Origin of the sequence: Testudinibacter aquarius (genome assembly GCF_004342725.1) — a bacterium.
In the GTDB taxonomy this organism is placed as follows: Bacteria; Pseudomonadota; Gammaproteobacteria; order Enterobacterales; family Pasteurellaceae; genus Chelonobacter; species Chelonobacter aquarius.
The window spans coordinates 76,523-92,698 of the sequence record NZ_SMCP01000006.1 but is presented as its reverse complement, the minus strand read 5'-3'; the positions used below and the strand labels follow the sequence as shown (position 1 = coordinate 92,698).

General features: G+C 47.0%; 16 protein-coding genes. 5 read left to right on the top strand and 11 right to left on the bottom strand.

Annotation, left to right across the window (positions count from 1 at the left end; translation table 11 throughout):
* Positions 1 to 21: 21 nt before the first annotated feature.
* Complete coding sequence (pepE, locus tag EDC16_RS07785) at positions 22 to 729, bottom strand: dipeptidase PepE (RefSeq protein WP_132967273.1); 708 nt, start codon at positions 727 to 729, stop codon at positions 22 to 24.
* Between the two features lie 149 nt (positions 730 to 878).
* Between pepE and EDC16_RS07780 the strand changes: the two genes are divergently transcribed.
* Both EDC16_RS07780 and EDC16_RS07775 read left to right on the top strand, forming a co-directional pair.
* Positions 879 to 2,144, top strand: coding sequence for a Zn-dependent hydrolase (locus EDC16_RS07780; RefSeq protein ID WP_132967105.1), 1,266 nt, complete (start codon positions 879 to 881; stop codon positions 2,142 to 2,144).
* Positions 2,145 to 2,229: 85 nt separating this feature from the next.
* On the top strand, positions 2,230 to 2,610 hold the full coding sequence (locus tag EDC16_RS07775; RefSeq protein ID WP_232517243.1) for a rhodanese-like domain-containing protein: 381 nt from the start codon (positions 2,230 to 2,232) through the stop codon (positions 2,608 to 2,610).
* A 60-nt stretch (positions 2,611 to 2,670) separates the two neighbouring features.
* On the opposite strand, the gene EDC16_RS07770 is transcribed toward EDC16_RS07775, so the two are convergent.
* Positions 2,671 to 4,332, bottom strand: coding sequence for a bifunctional metallophosphatase/5'-nucleotidase (locus EDC16_RS07770; RefSeq protein ID WP_132967103.1), 1,662 nt, complete (start codon positions 4,330 to 4,332; stop codon positions 2,671 to 2,673).
* Between the two features lie 65 nt (positions 4,333 to 4,397).
* A complete protein-coding gene (locus EDC16_RS07765; protein ID WP_132967101.1) occupies positions 4,398 to 5,375 on the bottom strand; it encodes an oxidoreductase in 978 nt (325 codons plus the stop codon).
* Positions 5,376 to 5,470: 95 nt separating this feature from the next.
* On the opposite strand from EDC16_RS07765, the gene ybaK reads away from it, so the two are divergent.
* Positions 5,471 to 5,947, top strand: coding sequence for a Cys-tRNA(Pro) deacylase (gene ybaK / locus EDC16_RS07760; protein WP_132967099.1), 477 nt, complete (start codon positions 5,471 to 5,473; stop codon positions 5,945 to 5,947).
* A 156-nt stretch (positions 5,948 to 6,103) separates the two neighbouring features.
* Here ybaK and EDC16_RS07755 read toward each other — a convergent pair whose 3' ends face one another.
* The 6 genes from EDC16_RS07755 to EDC16_RS07730 are packed head-to-tail and all read right to left on the bottom strand — an operon-like array spanning position 6,104 to position 11,880.
* On the bottom strand, positions 6,104 to 6,865 hold the full coding sequence (locus EDC16_RS07755) for a lysophospholipid acyltransferase family protein (protein ID WP_132967097.1): 762 nt from the start codon (positions 6,863 to 6,865) through the stop codon (positions 6,104 to 6,106).
* A gap of 27 nt (positions 6,866 to 6,892) precedes the next feature.
* Positions 6,893 to 7,642 (bottom strand): GNAT family N-acetyltransferase, encoded by a 750-nt coding sequence (locus EDC16_RS07750; protein WP_132967095.1) that lies wholly within the window; start codon positions 7,640 to 7,642, stop codon positions 6,893 to 6,895.
* A 55-nt stretch (positions 7,643 to 7,697) separates the two neighbouring features.
* Entirely contained in the window at positions 7,698 to 8,927 is a 1,230-nt protein-coding gene (locus tag EDC16_RS07745) for an FtsX-like permease family protein (RefSeq protein ID WP_132967093.1), read from the bottom strand.
* Positions 8,921 to 9,607 carry an ABC transporter ATP-binding protein gene (locus EDC16_RS07740; protein WP_132967091.1) on the bottom strand — a complete coding sequence of 229 codons (687 nt, stop codon included), beginning with the start codon at positions 9,605 to 9,607 and terminating at the stop codon, positions 8,921 to 8,923. The genes EDC16_RS07745 and EDC16_RS07740 overlap by 7 nt, the downstream gene beginning before the upstream one ends.
* A 28-nt stretch (positions 9,608 to 9,635) precedes the next feature.
* The gene (locus EDC16_RS07735) at positions 9,636 to 10,124 is read right to left on the bottom strand and encodes a hypothetical protein (RefSeq protein ID WP_232517242.1); all 489 of its coding nucleotides are present in this window, start codon (positions 10,122 to 10,124) and stop codon (positions 9,636 to 9,638) included.
* 10 nt (positions 10,125 to 10,134) lie between these two features.
* The gene (locus EDC16_RS07730; protein ID WP_132967089.1) at positions 10,135 to 11,880 is read right to left on the bottom strand and encodes an alkaline phosphatase; all 1,746 of its coding nucleotides are present in this window, start codon (positions 11,878 to 11,880) and stop codon (positions 10,135 to 10,137) included.
* Between the two features lie 603 nt (positions 11,881 to 12,483).
* Between EDC16_RS07730 and EDC16_RS07725 the strand changes: the two genes are divergently transcribed.
* Positions 12,484 to 13,671, top strand: coding sequence for an MFS transporter (locus tag EDC16_RS07725; protein WP_132967087.1), 1,188 nt, complete (start codon positions 12,484 to 12,486; stop codon positions 13,669 to 13,671).
* Positions 13,665 to 14,579 carry a DMT family transporter gene (locus tag EDC16_RS07720; protein ID WP_132967085.1) on the top strand — a complete coding sequence of 305 codons (915 nt, stop codon included), beginning with the start codon at positions 13,665 to 13,667 and terminating at the stop codon, positions 14,577 to 14,579. The genes EDC16_RS07725 and EDC16_RS07720 overlap by 7 nt, the downstream gene beginning before the upstream one ends.
* 68 nt (positions 14,580 to 14,647) lie before the next feature.
* Here EDC16_RS07720 and phoU read toward each other — a convergent pair whose 3' ends face one another.
* Positions 14,648 to 15,337, bottom strand: a complete 690-nt coding sequence (phoU, locus tag EDC16_RS07715) for a phosphate signaling complex protein PhoU (protein WP_132967083.1) — start codon at positions 15,335 to 15,337, stop codon at positions 14,648 to 14,650.
* Between the two features lie 40 nt (positions 15,338 to 15,377).
* Positions 15,378 to 16,166: a phosphate ABC transporter ATP-binding protein PstB gene (gene pstB, locus EDC16_RS07710; RefSeq protein ID WP_132967081.1), complete on the bottom strand. Its 789-nt coding sequence runs from the start codon at positions 16,164 to 16,166 to the stop codon at positions 15,378 to 15,380.
* Between the last annotated feature and the right edge of the window lie 10 nt (positions 16,167 to 16,176).

Sequence of the window (16,176 nt, the reverse complement as noted above, 5' to 3'; positions counted from 1 at the left end):
CAATCTCCAAATCATTTTATATCACTCATAATTGAACGTGGAATTAACCGCTATGGTTTCCATATCCATTTTTCCGCTGAAACGCAAAATATCGTCAAAGCCCAATACCGTTGCTTTGTGATCACGAATTTGCAACGCAGTACCTTCCGGCAGGGCATAGACCAGCGCTTTCGGGTTGACCAGCAAAAACTCATTTAACCGCTCTTCGCGACTTTCACCGTTATGCCCCTGTATTTTGCCGGAGATAAAGTGCGGGTTGATTTGTGCCGGAAACAAGTTCAAGGCTTCAAACGACGGCGGATAGACAATCGGCATATCGTTGGTGGTCATAATTGAAGCGCCGGCAACATTCGCCCCGGCACTCCAGCCGAAATACGGCGTGCCGCTATTCACTTTTGCCCGAATCGGTTCCAGCAGGTTGTGCCGATACAGCTGATTTAACAGACAAAACGTATTGCCACCGCCAATGGCAATCGCATCAGCTTGTTCAATCGCCTGCACCGCACTTGAGGCACGATGTACTGAAATAATTTTCATATCCAGCGACTCATATGCCTGCTGTACTGCCGCTTCATACTGATCATAACTACGACTGACCCCGGCATAAGGCACAAACGCCACCGTTTTGCCACGATAATCGGCTAAAAAACGGCTAATCCAAGGGATACAATGCTCCAAATAACCCGTAGTACGGTATTTAGAACCACTCATTAACAGCATTTTCTTGATACTCATCAGTACACTCCTTTTGCTGGTGATCATGTTTTGACGAGTATAAGTTTACCGCAACTATTTTTAGCGTATAGTGAAAGAGATCATGCTTTCAGCAAACAGTTTGTAAACTTTCCTATTTATGACCGTTTTTAAGGAGAAAAAGAATGCAGCCCATAACAACACCAGTTATTAGCCAAACAATTAATATGCCAAGAATCAAAGCGCTGATTAATCATCTCGCCACTATTTCCAGCTCGCCACATGAACTGACACGCCTAGCCTTTAGCAGCGAAGATCTGGCTGCTCGCAATTATGTATTGGAAATCTGTCGACAATATCCGTTAAAAGTGCGGATCGATGAAATTGGTAACCTAATTATCCGCTATGACGGAACTCAAAACGACTTGCCCGCGGTGGCATTCGGTTCACATATCGACACAGTGGTCAATGCCGGAAAATTCGACGGACCGCTTGGCACCATTGCCGGCTTGGAAATCCTGCTGCAATTGTGTGAACAACAACAGCAAACCCGTTATCCATTGGAATTAATCATTTTTACTTGCGAAGAGTCCAGCCGTTTTAACTATGCCACTTTGGGCAGTAAGGTAATGTGCGGTGTCAGCAAGCAAGCGGATTTAGCCCATTTGCAAGATAAAAACGGGATTAGCCTCGCCACCGCACTTCAGCAAATCGGCTTGGATTTTCAGCAAGTCGATCAAGCCAAACGCTCCGCCGCTGAATTTAAATGCTTTTTTGAATTGCATATTGAACAGGGACCACGTCTGGAAAATGAACAAAAAACCATCGGTGTCGTCACCGGCATTGCGGCACCGATTCGCTGCATCGTGAAAATTCAAGGCCAAGCGGATCACTCCGGCGCAACAGCAATGAATTATCGCCATGATGCATTATTAGGCGGCGCCGAATTAGCATTGGAATTGGAGCAAGCCGCGATTCGTGCCGGACACGCCACTGTCGCCACAGTGGGACAACTGCAGGTTAAACCGGGCGTGATGAACGTGGTGCCGGGCTATTGTGAATTATTGATCGATATTCGCGGTACTGATATTACCGCACGGGAAAGCGTATTTTCTGCCTTACAACAAAAAATCGATAAGGTCAGTCAACAACGCGGCTTACAGATCGAACTGCAACTGATTTCGCGCGATCAGCCAATCATCTTGAATACAGACATGGTTAATACGGTTGAGCAAGCTGCGGTAGGCTTAGGCTATACCTATGAAATTATGCCGAGCGGTGCCGGACACGACGCCATGCACATGGCAACTCTATGTCCGACCGGTATGATTTTTGTGCCGTCACGCCAAGGCATCAGCCACAATCCGTTGGAACACACCGATTGGCAAGATGTGGAAGCGGGCATCAAAGTGCTGCAAGCGGTGGTGCTACAACAGGCGGAGCTGATATAAAATCGCAATAAGGCGATATTTTTGCGCAAGCAATTATTTTCGAATCGGCTAATCTGAGCACGATTTTTCATATTAGGAGGCACAAATGCGAATGTTAAAATGGATAGCCGGCGGAATCTGCTTATTCAGCGGCTTATTTTCAACAGTACAAGCCAATATGACTACGCCAAAACACACGCCACAACAATTGCAACAGCAGCAACAAACTCAGCAGGCGATTTTGCTGGATGTACGCAGTCTTGAGGAGTTTAATGCCGGGCATTTGCAAAGTGCGGTTCACATTGCGCACGATCAAATTGCGTCACAAATCAGTCAGATAAGCAGTGATAAACAGCAACCGATTTATGTTTATTGCCGCAGTGGTCGCCGCTCCGAATTGGCAAAAGCCGAATTAGAAAAGTTAGGCTATCATAATGTGATCAATCTAGGCGGCTATCAACAGTTGCAAGCCGATGGTTTCAAATAGAAAACCATCGAAAAGCAAAGTGCGGTTCTGCTCGAACCGCACTTTAAAAATAAACATACTCTATTTTAAACCGATAAGCCGCCAACGGTTATGCGACAAGCCGTCGATTTTGCCTTGCTTCACCTGGGTAATATAGTCGATCATCATATTTTGAATGGTGCCGGCTTCACTGCCTAAAGCCACTTTCGATTCCCATAAAACCGGAATGGTCTGTCCTGCAAAAATTCCCCCTGTTTTGCTGAGTTGCCCAAAGCGGTAGGAATTCATGCCGACTTTTAATTTGAGTTCATCCGTCACCGGACGTCCGTCAGCTAAGGTTAAATCAACAATTTTATGTCCGCTTGGCTGAGTTAAATCAATGTTATAGTTGACCCCACCAAAAATATCGAAGGTCACATATTTGGATTTTCCACGCTCTGGATCATAACGATAAGCCGTATCGCCTGCTTCAATGGTATTAAAATAGTCGGCTGACCACTCCATATACTGCTTCAGCTGTTTGCCGCTCAACTCATACACCGTCACATCACCGCCGGCATAGCGGTAGTTATAAATAATATCTTTTTTCTTAATCGGCCCTTTATCCAAACGTACCTTTTCATGATCGAAGGCAAAGGAAACCACATCAGCTTTGCTGTAATGTAATTCGACGTCGGTAATCAGCGACGATAATCCTGTATCTTGTGAAAAAGCAACGGATACACCATGATTTTTCTGTTGCAAAACCATGTCATTGGCGGTTTCACCAATCACGACATTATTTAAGCGTCTTAACTCGTCATGATAAGGTTGGTAAATGCTGACGATTTCAGGATCGGCATCCAGCTCTTTCACCGGTACAGTTTTTGCCGCTTTTGACAACAGTTTAACCTGCTGTTTCTCATCAATATCAAAGGTTAAATCCACTTCAGAAACCACCGTGCCGTAACGGTGCGGCTCAGTGATTAACACATTATTGATGGTTTCGCCGGGTATATTTTGGTGCATATGCCCGGCAATAATCACATCAATCCCCTCAACCGCATTGACCAGATCCCTAACGCCGGTTTCGGCAATGTTGTTTTCATTCTCAATGCCCATGTGGGCAACCACAATAATCGCATCGACATGCCGGGCTTTTAACGCCGCAATTTGCTGCTTGGCTTCCTCAATCGGCGAGCTAAATTTCATCGCGTTTAAGTGTCCGGTGTCTTTTTCAAAGATCGCCGACATCGGCGTAGTCAAACCGATAATACCCAGTTTCACCCCGTCTTTTTCAATAATCGTGGTCGGGGCTAAGTAACGTTCGCCGGATTGATGATAAAAATTAGCGGTAATTTTTTGTGCGTTGATATCTTGCAAAATAGCATCCAACGCCGGCATACCAAAATTAAACTCATGATTTCCCAACACAAAAATATCATAACCCATCGCATTTAATACTTTCGGAATGGGATTGTCTTGGTAGTATTGCGGGGTTTTGGCAAACACTTCCACTTGGTTATCCTGAATCGCATCGCCAACATCAATCAAAACCACATTATCATGCTGTTGCTTCACGCGCTTAACATAACTCGCAATCTGGGCATAAGATCCCGAACGATCTTCAATATCAGCCCCATAGCTCCAAGGCACCACTCGTCCATGCACATCAGACGTTCCCAGCAATTTGATGTTAATCTCTTTAGCAACCACACTGCCCGCCATCGACAACATCAATAAGCTGCTCATTATTTTACGCATTATAGACCCCTTTTATTTTTATCTATTTTATGATTACCCATTTATAGCACACCACACTTGAGCGGCTAATAACCTTGAAAATATACCGTTTCTACCAATTTCACTGCGAGAAACGCCAAACTGAAACGCTGTTCGTCGCACACCGACCAAAACTGAATACCGTTTTCTAATGCTTGCACATCACTGATATGCAGTTGATCTTGTTCTTGATACTGCTCACCATTTGTCACCGGCGTGACAATTTGTTCCTCATGCCACACAAGCAGTTCATTTTGTTGCCATGCTGCTTGCCATTGCCCCACATCGGTTTGGTAATCAGAAAGTGCGGTTACTTGTTGTGCTAAGCCGTAGAAAACCGCACTTTGCACTTGGTGGATCACCAATTGAATGTCACTGTTTGGCAGGATTTTTTGGAACTGTTGCAGCAAGCGCTCGCTGCTGTGCAGTTTGAACGGCACTGCATCAAATGCCAACCGCACTTCGCCCTCGTCCAATGGGATCCCGTTCAGCAAGCGTGCGGTCTGCCCCGCCAATTTTTTCACCTGCTCGGCATTCACATACGATGCCGGCAGCATTGAGGTAACCAGCACCCGATTAATCCCCCCTTGCAGCAACAGCTCACCTGCGGCAAGCAGTAACTGGCTGATTTGTGGATCGGCAAGCGCCACGATATTGCGGTTACGCAGTTCGGACAGTTGCTCGTCATTAAAACCCGGCACGATTAACGGCACATCTTGCAATGCCGCACACACACCGTTGAGGTCGATCACCACACAGCCACTGTCCGCCGCTTGTGCCAGATAGCTGGCGTGTTTGGTTTCTCCGGCAAAAAATAGATATTGCTTATCCGACCAATCAAGCTCTTCGATATTTTGCTGCTCCACCGCACGGTTATTAAAGCGCAAGCCCTGCTCCTCGCCGAACGGATAAATCTCGGCAACGGTTATTTTCTCCGTCAGCAACTCGCTTTGTTCTAATAAATCTGCGATCTTCTCCGCCAACTCGAACTCTGCGGCAATGACAATATTCAGTTTTGTTTGCATCTTTTCCCCTAATTTCTAAAACAGTGCTACAATAATTTTTAGCTATTCTACGGAATTTCCTGTAATAAGTCTGTAAAAGAATCGAGAGTTCCCCCATGACACCGGCAATTAATTACCTGAAAAAACAAAAAATTTCGCATACGATCCACAGTTACCAACACGACCCGCACAACACCGATTTCGGGCAGGAAGCGGCAGAAAAACTAGGCTTATCCCTTGAACAAACCTATAAAACCCTGTTGGTCGCAATGAATGGCGATCAGAAAAAATTGGCGGTGATGGTGCTGCCGGTGTCGCATTTGTTAAGCCTGAAAAAAGCCGCCAAAGCGCTGAAGGTGAAAAAGGTAGAAATGGCAGAAATCGATGCCGCACAAAAATCGTCCGGCTATCTGATCGGCGGCATCAGCCCGATCGGGCAGAAAAAAGCCTTACCCACTTTTATCGATCAAAGTGCGGTTGAATGGGATGTGATCTACGTCTCCGGCGGCAAACGCGGTTTGGATATTGCCTTGACTGCGCAGGATTTGGCATTGGCAACGAAAGGGGAATTGGCAGATTTGCGGGATGAGTAAATCTACACATTATTTCCTTCTCCCTTGATGGGAGAAGGTGCCCGATAGGGCGGATGAGGGTGAGATATCACAGCACTGCTCCCTGCCCCCTCATCCTGATTTTTGCTTCTGAACGAAGCTAAAATCTGTCCTTCTCCCACAAGGGGAGAAGGAATTCTAACAACTACGCTCCAACGCTTTCACCAGTTCGGTCGATAATATTTGGTGGCTTAGATCACACAAGTCACGGCGATCTTTCCCTGTAGCATCAATCGCTTCAAAAAAATTGAGTTCAATCACACCGCACTTTTGTGCTGCCAGATCTTTTAAGGATTGCACCAGACTGATATCGCCGTAATACGCCATGGTACGGTTGACACCACCGTTTTGCGCCGGATAGAAACACAGCACCGGCCAAATCTTGGCTTCGGCATCAATCGCCGCCTGAAAGAAACTGCTTTTGAACGGCAACACCTGATCGCCGATGGTCGACGTGCCTTCCGGAAACAGGGTGATCTGTGCGCCGTTGCGAAGTGCGGTTGCCACGCCGTCGACTTTGCCCTGTGTACTCCCGTTGCCACGTTGACGCGACACAAACACTGTGTTGGCTTGCGCTGCCAGATAGCCGATAATCGGCCATTTGCGCACATCGTCTTTGGCAATGAACTGCCCCGGTAATACAGCATTGATCGCAAAAATATCTAACCAAGAAACGTGATTCGAGATAAACATCGAGCCCTTGACTTGTGATAAGTGCGGTACGTTATGGGCGTTGACCTGAATGTTAAACACCCGCAAAATATTTTGCGACCAGCGTTGAATCCGCGCCAATTTTTGTTGTGGCGTGCACCAACGAAACAACACCAACATTTGAAACACACCGCTTAACAGATAGTACATAATCCATGATAAGCGCCAAAAAACTCGCAACGTTTGCATAATCCGCCTTATTTTAAACTGTACCGTTCAACGACAGAAATGCTTTAAATAACGTTCGTCCAGACGGGTGATCGGCATCATAATCAACACGTCCGCCGAGTTGAAATCCGGATCCCAAGCCGGTTCGCCGCAAATATAAGCACCGGCACGCAAATAGCCTTTGATCAGCGCCGGTGTCGAGACCTCTAAATCCTGTTGCAATTTATCCAATTGCACCGGCACATGCGGAAACACCCGATATTCCAACGGCGATAGATATTTTTTCTCCAATTTACGGTATAGGCTTGCTGCGCTGTGCCCGCCGTCGCTCATGCTGATACTGCCACAGCCGATCATATACGACAGATTCTCCAAGTGCATAAATTTAATCAATCCGGTCCACAACAGCAGCACGACACCGCCGTTGCGGTAGTCTTTATGTACGCAAGCGCGCCCCAATTCGACGGTACGATCTAAAATATGTTCAATACGACTGAGATCAAACTCGCCGGCACTGTACCAGCCGCCGACTTTGCGTGCGCCTTCAATGGTCAACAGACGATAGCAACCGACAATTCGTCCGTTGTCTTCATCTCGGACAATTAAATGCTGGCAATGTTCATCATATTTATCAATATCCAAACCGTTTATACTCTGAATTTTCGCCCCCATTTCATTGGCAAAAATCTCGTAGCGCAAACGTTGCGCCTCTTCAATTTCGGCTTGAGTGGATGCCAGCGTCACCACTAAGCGCTGGTTGTCAACCACACTGTGTTGTTCGATATGATGTTGCAACACAAGCTCTCCTTACCTAAAACTCACATTATCACTACTAATTTAGGGCGTTATCATATCATTCTTGCGTGTTTCGTAAAACATTTATTGGTGAACGGCGGTAAAGCAGCAAAGACGGCAACAATGCCAGCAAAATGGCAAAAATAAAATTAAACAAAATAAACAGGTATTCCTCTTCGCCCAAGCGCACCGGTAGCACAAAGCCACTTTGCAAGCTAAGATGTTGGGAAATCAACTGTGCCGCGATATAACCGATAGCCACACCCAACAGCATTGCCAGCGCAATCATCACGATCAAAGCAAACCAAATCAGCAAGAAGATCTTGGCACGTGGCGCACCGAAAATCCGCCACGCTGCCACCTGTTTTTGTCGGTTTTGCAGATACAACACAATAATCATCAAAAGTGCAGTTGCGACCAGTACTTGCGTGACGATCGACACCCACAACAGAACCTCTTTGCTATCGCCTAACACGCCATACACCCGCACTAGCACTTCCGCCGGGAAAACCGCTTGGGTAGTGTCGGTTTTATACTGGCTGCGCAATTGATAAGCCGCGGCGAAACTCTTTGGTTTAACCACAATTGCCGATACGCCCAGTTCTGCGATCTCGTGCTGATGATCATGATCGTGCTCATCAACATAGCCCGGCGGACCATCATGTAAATGATCATGATGTTGATGAACATCCCAGACACTGGTAATCGGCACTAAAATCGCTTTATCCCAAATGCTGCCCCCTTCCGGTAAAATCCCGACAACCGTATAACTAATCTCGTCATGGGCGTGGTGATTGGCTTCACCCAATTGACCGTGCATCGGACTGAAACTGTCACCAATTGCCAAACCGCTGTTTGCCCCGACCACAGCTTCATAATCTTTTTCAAATGCTCGTCCGACGGCAAGTTGGCGTTTGCCGCCGTCGAGCAAAAGTGCGGTATTGGTGCCAACAATCGGCATAGTTTGATAATAATCACCAAATGCTAACGGTGCCGCCCACTCGACCAACGGGTTGGCTTCAAGTTCTTTGAACACCGCTGTATCCAGCAAATTGAGTGGTGACGGCTGTAGGAACACCGTACTCAGCACCAGTTGCACTTCGCTGCCCGCTGCGCCGATCAATAAATCAAAGCGATCCGCCGCTTGCGCACTGCCTTCACGCAATGCACGTTCCTGCAAGTTAACGGTGATACTCAACGCAGTTGACAACGCAATCAGAAAAATAATCAGCAGGCTGCCAAATTTGCTCTTTTTAAAATCAAGTAATAACAGTTTTAGCATTAACATATTTGCGCTCCTGTCTGCTGATCCGAGACGATAATCCCATTTCGCAACAACAATCGGCGTTGCAGCTGTTCGGATAAAAAATGATCATGGGTCGCCACCACCAAAGTACATCGCTCTTTTTCACTGATTTCCAACAGCAGACGGGCAATATTACGGCTGTTTTCCGCATCCAGGCTGGCAGTCGGTTCATCAGCGATAATCACGTTCGGCTTTGCCAACAGCGCTCGTGCAATCGCCACTCGCTGCATTTCACCGCGCGATAATTTAGCAACATCACTGTGTAGCCGTGGCATGTCCAGCTGTTCCAGCAAAGATTCCGCCCGTTGTTTCAGCGCATCAGATATACGCCAGTGGCGAAAAGCCAACGGCAGTAATACATTTTCCAACGCACTCAAACCGTTGGTCAGATAAAAATCCTGCATCACCATGCCGATATGTTGAAAACGCCATGTATCACAAGCAGTGGCTGAAAGTGCGGTCAACTCTTGTTGCTGCCATTTCACCGAACCCGTGCTAGGTTGTAATACTCCGCTGATAATATTGAGAAACGTACTTTTACCACAGCCGGAAGGTCCCATCACGGCGACCTGTTGTGCCGTGGCAACGGACAAGTGCGGTATCGCCAAAATCGGTTCTGGCAATGCCGGAATGTTGACGGTCAAATTCTTGATTTCTAACATTTGATCTCCTGTCAAACTAGGGGCTGTTTTATAATTTCTTGAATCGGGCATCGGTAATGCGCAGCAAGCTGACAAAGCCGGTTTGTGGATCAGTCCATGAGCCGTATTCTAATTTTCCTGTCACCTTGATCATGGCATTATTTTGTACGAACGGTTGTTTTTTATCCAAATACACCACCACGATATCGGCAGGCCAATCGGCATCAGACGAACAAAACGGACACAGTGCCATCGGTGCTTTGGTCAGCACAAAAAACTGTGCGTCGGCTTTCAGCGGCGGCGCCATAAAACCGTTCATTTCAACCGTCTGCTGCGACAATACTTTGACTTTTTCGGAAAACTCCATGCCCAGCACCGAAATTTTGCCGTACAACTCATCAAAGGTTAGCGAGGATGCCGCCAAAGCAGGCAGAGTCAATAATACCAAGCAAGCGCCGGCTAATCCTTGTTGTAAACGATGTAATGAAAACAGCGGAGTCACCCCCGCTTGATTGGATTGTAAAATGTTATTCACCATTCAAATTCCATTATTTTTGTGCGTTATTAATCGCTAAACTGTCCACAATCACTTTGAAAATATCCGAGTTTTCCATATAGCCTTTGATCGCTTCCGAACCCGGTCCCTGCGCTTGAATCACGATATCATCGATCGCATGCACCCCGGTGGATTCGCTTTTCGGCAGAATGCCGGTGCGCAACACTGCACCCGGAATATTTTTATAGGCTTCATTGGCAACGTATTCGTCTTTTTCATTTTTCAATGCCGGTACGAATTGCCCGTCGAGTTTCGGACGGAACGTTTCGTAATAATCCGGATAGTTGTTGAAGAACACCGCCAGACGTTTGCTGACATCCAGTTTATCCGGATAGCCGTCGCCGTTTTTGTCTTCGTAATTCGGATAGCCCGCCGCCGCATACACACCGACTTTTTCACGCATTTGGTCGCCCGGTTTGTCGTCATCCACCGTACCGATTAATGAAATGCCGTGCGTATGGTCGCCGGTGACGATGATAAGGGTGTCAGGGTGGGTTTCGGCGAATTTTTTCGCAATATCAATTGATTGGTCAAACATAATCGTACTCATGATCGCGCGCTCCCAATCCAGCGGATGCGAAGCTTTGTCGATTAATGACGATTCGACCACCAGCACAAAACCGTCCGGATTTTGTGATAGCACATCAAGTGCGGTTTGGGTCATGCTGGTTAGATCCGGCTGATCCGGAAATTTTTTGCTCACGCCGTTATCGGTTAGGAAACGACGATCTAGCACGGTATCCATGTTTCCGGTGTGGAACAAGCCTAACAATTGTTTGGTGTCTTGCGGAATCGAAGTCAGTTCGCTGTTGCTGGTGACCAGTTTATAGCCGTCATTTTTAAACATTTCGACATAGTTCAACTCATCTTTGCGTTTTGAACCGGGTACGCTTTGCGGCAGAAAATACGCCGAACCGCCGCCCAAAATCACATCTGGTTTCACCTCAAACAACATACCGGTGATCTTGTCTTTGTCGGCACGGCGGCGGGTGTGGGCAACCACTGCTGCCGGCGTGGCGTCTTGGATTTCAGAATCGGTGACTATGCCGACGCTTTTGTTGGTTTTACGTTTAATCACCTCGCCCAAGGTCTCTTGTTTCGGGTGATTCAAATTGTCATCCGAGCGGCTGACATACACCCCCAACGCATTAATCGCCGATTTATGTCCGGTCATGTAGGCGCTCATTGTGTTGGCGCTGTCGGCAGTGATGGCATCGGTGCTGGACGTGCCGATAAAGCCGGTTACCGGCATGCTGTCCATCGCCAATAACCCGTTGGCTTTGCCTTCAGTCACGCCTTTGGAGAGAATCCGTGCGCCGGTGCGGTGCGCCACTGATAAACCGTCACCCAAGAAGAAGATCACGTTTTTGGCTTTAGCCACGTCCGGGGTTTGGTAAACCGTCCAGTTGACCGCACTTTCTTTGCCGTTCGCTTTGGTTTCGACTTTATAGTCGCCGGCAGCTTGCAGGCTGACATTGCGTAACCAAAGGGCGGAAACGTCTTTGCCGTCTTCTTTTTCGATAAATTCAACGTTGCTGCTGCCTAACACGTCTTTGAAATCATTACCGTTAATTAAAATGCTGACTTGATCCGGGCTGACGATTTCATCGAATTCCACTTTGAAATCAAATTTGCCGTCCGCCATCATGGTGGCGCGATCAATCGGATAAATGGTCTGCGCCACCGCACTTAACGGCAGAGCTGCCAGCACAAAGGGGAATAAGTAGCGTCGCTTCATGGTTGTCTCCTAATTGTTTATTAAAATAGGCACTCAATAGCTGAGGCATACCTACTATACAAAAGAAATGTGACAGAAATATGACAGTAACAAGCAAGGCAACCGCATACGTTTGTTTTTCTAATAACGGCCTTCTTGGTATTCACGATCGGGTTTCGCTGATGGCGACTTCCTTTTTTTGCTTGTACAAAAAAAGGAAGCAAAAAAATACCCCCCAATTGTAGTGCTGTTCTTCGCCTTTGCTAATTTCTACGCTCAATTTGTAAACTCGCTACGCTCAAACACGACAAATTGAGCTTGAAATCTTCACGCAAACGCTCAGGCACTACAGATGGGGAATGAAAACCAACCACACCGCACTTTGGGTTAACTACCCAAATTTAAAAGATAAAATACGGTTTAAAACCTTGTACTCTGCGCTGTGTTTTTCGACTGCCCTTATAAACTGCCTGAGCGGGGGTGAAGGTCGCCATCGGCGAAACCCGATAGTGAATACAAAAAATAAATGCTCATCAGCAAAACCCAATTCGGATTTCACGCTGCTGAGCTTTATGTTAAGATACTGCTTTTACGATAACGATCCCAACCCAAGACCAGCCCAAGATGCGAGACTTCCATTCCAGCCCCTCCGGCACTCATGCTAATGTTATTGCCTTTGCTTTTTTATTAATGGCATTTTTGACCGGAATCGGCTCGGCATTCCAACTGCCGGTGTTAAGCCTGTTTTTATCGCAGGAAGTGCAGGCAAGCCCGATGGCGGTCGGCTTCTTTTACTCCTTTAATGCCGTGGTCGGCATCATTATCGGACAACTGCTCGGTAACTACTCTGATCGCCTGCCGGATCGGCGCAAACTCATTCTGATCTGCTGTTTTATGGCAGCTGCCGGCTATTTTATCTTTGCCTTCAGCCGCAATTACTACATTCTGATCACCTTTGCCGTCGTGTTGTTTGGCTTAGGCTCGGCGTCTAACCCACAGATTTTTGCTTTTGCGCGCGAATACGCCGACAGCAGCCGCAAAGAGGCGGTGATGTTTTCCACCATTATGCGCACACAAATTTCATTGGCATGGATTGTCGGACCACCATTGGCGTTTTCTTTAGTAGTTGGCATGGGCTTTGAAGTGCTGTTTTCAATTGGCGCATTGACTTTTATCGGCAGCGGACTGCTCGCCCTATTGCTGCTGCCTAAATTACCACGGCAAACAAGTGATCATTCCACGACAACAAAAACACAAGCGCCGCAGCAAAATCGCCGCTCGACACTGTATTTGTTCCTCGCCACGATGCTGATATTTTGCTGCAACAGTATTTATTTAATCAATATGCCGTTATATGTAATCAAAGAATTACAACTGGAAGAGAAACTGGCAGGTATTTTAATGGGTACTGCTGCCGGTTTAGAAATTCCGATCATGTTACTTGCCGGTTATCTGACCCGTTATATCAGCAAAAAAAGTTTGCTCTTGTTTGCCATTGGCTGTGGCTTGCTGTTTTATGCTGGGCTATTATGGATTGAAAACCACTGGGGACTGATTGCCTTACAGTTACTCAACGCAGTCTTAATCGGAATTACCGCCACGATCGGCATGCTCTATTTTCAAGATTTGATGCCACAGCAAATGGGTGCCGCAACCACACTGTTTACTAATGCCGCCAAAAGCAGTTGGGTGATCGCCGGACCGATCGCCGGTGCAATTGCCTCAATTTGGAACTACCAATCCGTGTTCTATTTCTGTCTGCTATTCATTGTGCTCGCGTTTTGCTGCATGTGGCGAGTCAAAACATGTTAAAGCCTGTTTCATCGGCTACGAATACTGCTGCTAATGCCCAAATCAAAGGGCATCTTATTGTGCTGTTCACTATTTTGGTGTGGGGTATGACCTATGTCGCCACCAAGGTGTTATTGCAAGATTTTCGACCGTTAGAAATTCTGCTGATCCGCTTTGCCATCGGCTTTACCGCACTTTGCCTGATCTATCCGCGCAAACTGCCGTTTGTCGGCTGGCAGCAAGAAGCCTATTTCGCCGCTGCCGGGTTGAGTGGCATCACCCTGTATTTTTTATTGGAAAACATTGCCCTGCTCTACACCCAAGTCAGCAATGTCGGGATTATTATTGCCGTGGCGCCACTGCTGACCGCGCTGTTGAATAGGCTGTTTTTAGGCGGAGAAAAACCAACGCTGGCTTTTTTTAGTGGCTTTTTGCTGGCGATGCTCGGCATTGCCTTGATCAGCCTGAAAAGCAGTGACGAGTTGCAAATTAATCCGTTAGGGGATTTTCTGGCATTGCTGGCGGCACTGGTTTGGGCAATCTACTCGACCCTGATGAAAAAAATCAGTGAATTCGGCTACCGCACTTTGCAAACTACCCGTCGCGCTTTTCTTTACGGCTTGCTGTTTATGCTGCCACTGACTTGTTTGATGCCGTTTAAGTTGGATTTTAGTCTGATCTTAAAACCACAAAATCTGTTTAATCTGCTGTTTCTCGGCTTTGGTGCTTCGGCAATCTGTTTTGTCAGTTGGAATTATGCGGTCAAGGTGCTCGGCACGGTGAAAACCAGCCTGTATATCTATCTGGCGCCGGTGGTGACGGTGATCAGCGCCGTCTGGATTTTGGACGAGCAATTAAGCTATTTTTCCATTGCGGGCATTGTGTTGATCTTATTGGGCTTGGCGATCTCTGAGAGAAAAGTGATCTAAACTAAAAAAAGCAGCGCTAAATCCCCCTAAACGCTGCTTGCCTGAGATTCTGTGAATGCAAGCTGGTATTAAAAAACCGTTTCCGCCACATCACGAATATCTTTCCCTTTGAGATAATAATAGATAAATTCACAAATATTTTGGCAGCGGTCACCAATCCGTTCAATCGCCCGTGCGGTCAAAATTGCCGTCAGCAGGCTATCAACACTTTCAGGGCGTTTTTTCATACCGGCTTTCGCATCCAGTGTAATCTCTTTATAACGCTCATCGATTTTGATATCACGCGCATAAACGCTTTTGGCTTCATCCAAACTCATACTGGAAAAGGCACGTAGCGTGTCGTGCAGCATCGCAATTGCGTCTTGCGCCATCACATCAATTTTATCCAGCAAGGTTTTTTCAATCGTAATATCATCGTGAAGTGCGGTCTGGCTCATTTTATCCACCGAATCACCGATCCGCTCCAATTCCGCTGCCACTTTTAAAATGGTGATGATAAAGCGCAAGTCATCGGCGAGCGGCTGGCGACGGGCAATCAAGGTCACACAAGCCTCGTCGACCGCCACTTCCAGCGCATTGACTTGCTCGTCCGCCGCGACCACATCACGCGCATTGATCTCATCACTGCCTCGGATCACTTTGAGGGCATCGTGCAATTGGTTCTGTACTAAGCTTCCCATGGTCAACAACAGCGATAATAAGTGGTTGAGATCCTTGTCATATTGTCTGACGATATGTTGTTTTTCATTAAGTGTCATTCTGTTCTCCTTTTAAACGATATTGCTGTCAGCGAGACGGTTAACCGAAGCGCCCGGTGATGTAATCTGCGGTTCTGCTGTCCCTCGGTCGATTAAACATTATCTCTGTTTCCCCGTGTTCGATAATATCGCCCAAATACATAAACACCGTGTAATCCGAACAACGTGCCGCCTGCTGCATATTGTGGGTGACGATCACCACGGTGTAATCTTCTTTCAGCTCCAGAATCAAATCTTCAATCATGCCGGTTGAAATCGGATCTAGCGCCGAGCAAGGCTCGTCCAACAGCAACACTTCCGGTTTAATCGCAATACCGCGCGCAATGCAAAGCCGTTGCTGTTGCCCGCCCGACAAGCTGTAACCGCTCTTGTGCAGTTTGTCTTTGGTTTCGTTCCAAAGTGCGGCTTTGCTCAACGCCCACTCTACCCGTTCGTCCATTTCAGGCTTCGACAATTTCTCGAATAAGCGTACTCCGAAAGCAATATTATCATAAATCGACATCGGAAACGGGGTCGGCTTTTGGAACACCATGCCGACTTTGGCACGCAGCAGCGAAATATCTTTTTTGCTGCCGATGATGTCCTCGCCGTCCAACAAAATTTGCCCTTCCGCCCGCTGCTCCGGATATAAGGCGTACATTTTGTTAAACGTTCGCAGTAAAGTGGATTTGCCACACCCGGACGGCCCGATAAACGCCGTTACTTTATTGGCTTCAATATCCAGATTGATATTTTTTAGCGCATGAAAATCGCTATAGTAGAAGTTTAAGTCTTTGACTTCGAGAATTTTTTTACCCGGTTCACTCTTATTCAAATCAATAATTCCCATCGCTTATTCC